The organism is Sphingomonas sp. (assembly GCF_035758555.1).
In the GTDB taxonomy this organism is placed as follows: Bacteria; Pseudomonadota; Alphaproteobacteria; order Sphingomonadales; family Sphingomonadaceae; genus Sphingomonas_B.
The window spans coordinates 1-3335 of record NZ_DASTXI010000148.1 but is presented as its reverse complement, the minus strand read 5'-3'; the positions used below and the strand labels follow the sequence as shown (position 1 = coordinate 3335).

Genomic DNA, 3335 nt, shown 5'->3' with positions numbered 1-3335 from the left:
TGCCATTCGAATACATCGTAAGCGATCTGGTTGGTCGGCGTCAGCTTGTCGCGCAGGATCGCGTGCAGGTTCTTCAAGTCGCTTTCGGCGGCGGCGCGCGAGGCATTGTAATAGGCGTCGCTGCCATAGTCGCCGAGGCGATCGGCATAGCGCATGTCGCCGCGGAAGATCGCCGACAGCGGATTGAGCTTCAGCTGCGCTTCGTCGCTGTCGTGAAAGAGCTTCAGCAGCTGCGCGTTGTAATCGGCCACAGGCTGGGCGGATGCCGCCGGCTGGGCCGCCGCAACGGCCGGGAGGGCAAGGGCGACGGAAGCGAGCAGAAGAGCAAGGCGCATCGAAATCTCCGGATGAGAGCTGTGTTGCGCCTATAGAACAGCCGTCCGGGAAACGAAAAGAGGCAAAAGCGGCCCGGGAGAAAGCCCCCGGGCCGCGGATGCTCCTTAGTAGAAGAAGCCGTTGATGACCTGAATCACGCGGCCGTTGCGCGCGTTGATCAGCAGCACGTCGTTGCCGTAGCGGATCCAGCGCTGGTTGGCGGCCGGCCGCGGCAGGCGATAGCGATACGGATCGGCGATCCAGTAGCGCTGGGTGTAGAACGCCGGCGCGATCGCCACGCCGACGCGGACCGGGCGGTAGGCATGGCCGCGCGGCGCGTAATAGCGCGGCAAGGTGTAGACGGCGCGATGGTCGCGGCGATAGTCGCGCCAGTCTTCGCGCAACTCGCGCCGAGCCTCGCGGACATCGCGGCGCTGCTCGCGCACGTCGCGGCGGTCGCCGTAGCGACGCGCGTCGCGGAGTTCCTGCTTTTCCTGGCGGATGTCGCGCTGATCCTTGCGGATTTCGCGCGGCGACTGGGCGAAAGCCGTGCCGGTCGGCAGGATCGTGGCGGCCATCAGGGCAGAGATGATAAGCTTACGCATAACTGTCCTCCTTATTGGACGGGTCTTTTCTGCGCGATTCGCTCTGAACCGGCCCCGAATCGGTTCGTCAGCAAACAGCAAGCCGCGAGACGCATTGCTTGCGCCGCCGGTTCCCATTTGCTTTGGGGACGCGCGATGGACACGGATCAAATCAAGGCCGAAGCGCTGGACGCGATCGGCGCCGCGGCGACGCTGGAGGCGCTGGAGACCGAGCGCGTCCGCCTGCTGGGCAAGCAGGGGCAGGTGACGGCGCTGCTGAAGACGCTGGGCGGCATGACCCACGAGCAGCGCCAGACCGAAGGGCCGCGGATCAACGGCCTGCGCGAAGCCGTCTCGACCGCGATCGCTGCGCGCAAGGCGGCGCTGGAAGGTGCAGCGCTGGAAGCGCGGCTCCCGTCGGAGCGAATCGACCTGAGCCTGCCCGCGCCCGAGACTCCGCGCGGATCGGTGCATCCGGTCAGCCAGGTGATGGACGAGCTCGCCGAGATCTTTGCCGATATGGGCTTCGCGGTGGCGACCGGTCCCGAGATCGAGGACGACTGGCATAATTTCACCGCGCTCAACATCCCGGAGACGCATCCGGCGAGGGCGATGCACGACACTTTCTACTTTCCCGACCAGATGGCCCGGGACGGGAAGTCGATGCTGCTGCGCACGCACACCTCTCCCGTGCAGATCCGGACGATGCAGAGCCAGCAGCCGCCGATCCGGATCATCGCGCCGGGCCGCGTCTATCGCTCCGACAGCGACGCGACGCACACGCCGATGTTCCACCAGATCGAGGGACTGGTGATCGATCGCGGCATCCATCTGGGCCATCTCAAATGGACGCTGGAAACGTTCCTGAAGGCGTTCTTCGAGCGCGACGACATCGTGCTGCGCCTGCGCCCCAGCTATTTCCCCTTCACCGAGCCGTCGGCCGAAGTGGACGTGGGATTCACCTGGACCAACGGGCGCCGCATCCTGGGCGGCAGCGAGGGCTGGATGGAGCTGCTCGGGTCCGGCATGGTCCACCCGCGCGTGATCCGCGCCTGCGGGCTCGATCCGGACGACTATAGCGGCTTCGCGTTCGGCGTCGGCGTCGACCGCCTCGCGATGCTCAAATACGGAATGGACGATTTGCGCGCCTTCTTCGACGGCGACCTGCGCTGGCTGCGGCATTACGGGTTTTCGGCGCTGGATGTGCCTACGCTCAGCGGAGGAGTGGGCGCATGAAGTTCACCCTTTCCTGGCTGAAGGAACATCTCCAGACCGAGGCCACGCTCGACCAGATCGTCGAGACGCTGACGCGCATCGGACTGGAAGTCGAAGGCGTCGAGAACCCGGCGGAGAAGCTTGCGCCGTTCCGCATCGCCAAGGTCCTGACCGCGGAGCGCCACCCGCAGGCCGACAAATTGCAGGTTCTGTCGGTCGATGCCGGCGAAGGGCCCGTGCAGGTCGTCTGCGGCGCGCCCAATGCCCGCGCGGGGCTGCTCGGCGTGTTCGGCGCGCCGGGCGCCTATGTGCCGGGCAGCGACATCACGCTGAAGGTCGCGGCGATCCGCGGCGTCGAAAGCCGCGGCATGATGTGCTCGGTGCGCGAGCTGGAGCTGGGCGACGAGCATGACGGCATCATCGAGCTGGCCGCCGATGCGCCGGTGGGATCGAGCTTCGCCGAATGGGCGGGGCTGAACGATCCGGTGATCGACGTGGCGATCACGCCCAACCGGCAGGACTGCATGGGCGTGCGCGGCATCGCGCGCGATCTGGCGGCGGCGGGACTGGGCACGCTGAATCCGCTCGGCGACGTCTATCGCATGGGGTCGCTGGAGCCGGTCGAAGGCAGCGAGCCCGCGCCGGCGGTGCGGACCGACGATCCGGAAGGCTGTCCGGCCTTCTATGCCCAGGCGGTCTCCGGCGTGACGAACGGTGCGTCGCCGAAATGGATGCAGCAGAAGCTGAACGCGATCGGGCAGAAGCCGATTTCCGTGCTGGTCGACATCACCAACTTCGTCTCGATCGATCTCGGCCGACCGCTGCACGTTTATGACCGCGCCAAGCTGACCGGGCCGCTTGTCGCGCGCCGCGCGCGGGATGGCGAGCAGGTGCTGGCGCTGAACGGCAAGACCTACACGCTCGACGAGACGATGACGGTGATCGCCGACGACGCGGCGGTCCACGACATCGGCGGCATCATGGGCGGGGAGCATTCGGGCGTGTCCGAGAGCACCGCCGACGTGCTGATCGAGTGCGCCTATTTCACGCCTCAGCATATCGCCCGCACCGGCCAGAAATTGGGGCTCACCAGCGACGCCCGCCAGCGCTTCGAGCGCGGCGTCGATCCGGCCTTCCTCGACGAGGGGCTGGCGATCGCGACCTGGCTGGTAACCGAGCATTGCGGCGGCACCGTCAGCGCGGTCACGCGGGCCGGGCGGC

Annotated in this window: 3 protein-coding genes and 1 pseudogene; 2 read left to right on the top strand and 2 right to left on the bottom strand. The window is 67.0% G+C overall.

Features of this window, described 5'->3' with window-relative positions; all coding sequences use genetic code 11:
* Positions 1-335: pseudogene (locus tag VFT73_RS08955) on the bottom strand (DUF885 domain-containing protein); the annotation flags it as partial.
* Positions 336-440: 105 nt separating this feature from the next.
* A complete protein-coding gene (locus VFT73_RS08950) occupies positions 441-920 on the bottom strand; it encodes an RcnB family protein (protein ID WP_326410034.1) in 480 nt (159 codons plus the stop codon).
* A 135-nt stretch (positions 921-1055) separates the two neighbouring features.
* Between VFT73_RS08950 and pheS the strand changes: the two genes are divergently transcribed.
* Both pheS and ytpR read left to right on the top strand, forming a co-directional pair.
* Positions 1056-2135: a phenylalanine--tRNA ligase subunit alpha gene (gene pheS, locus VFT73_RS08945; protein ID WP_326410032.1), complete on the top strand. Its 1080-nt coding sequence runs from the start codon at positions 1056-1058 to the stop codon at positions 2133-2135.
* On the top strand, positions 2132-3335 hold a 1204-nt coding region (gene ytpR / locus VFT73_RS08940), incomplete at its 3' end, for a YtpR family tRNA-binding protein (protein WP_326410030.1). The genes pheS and ytpR, both read left to right, overlap by 4 nt.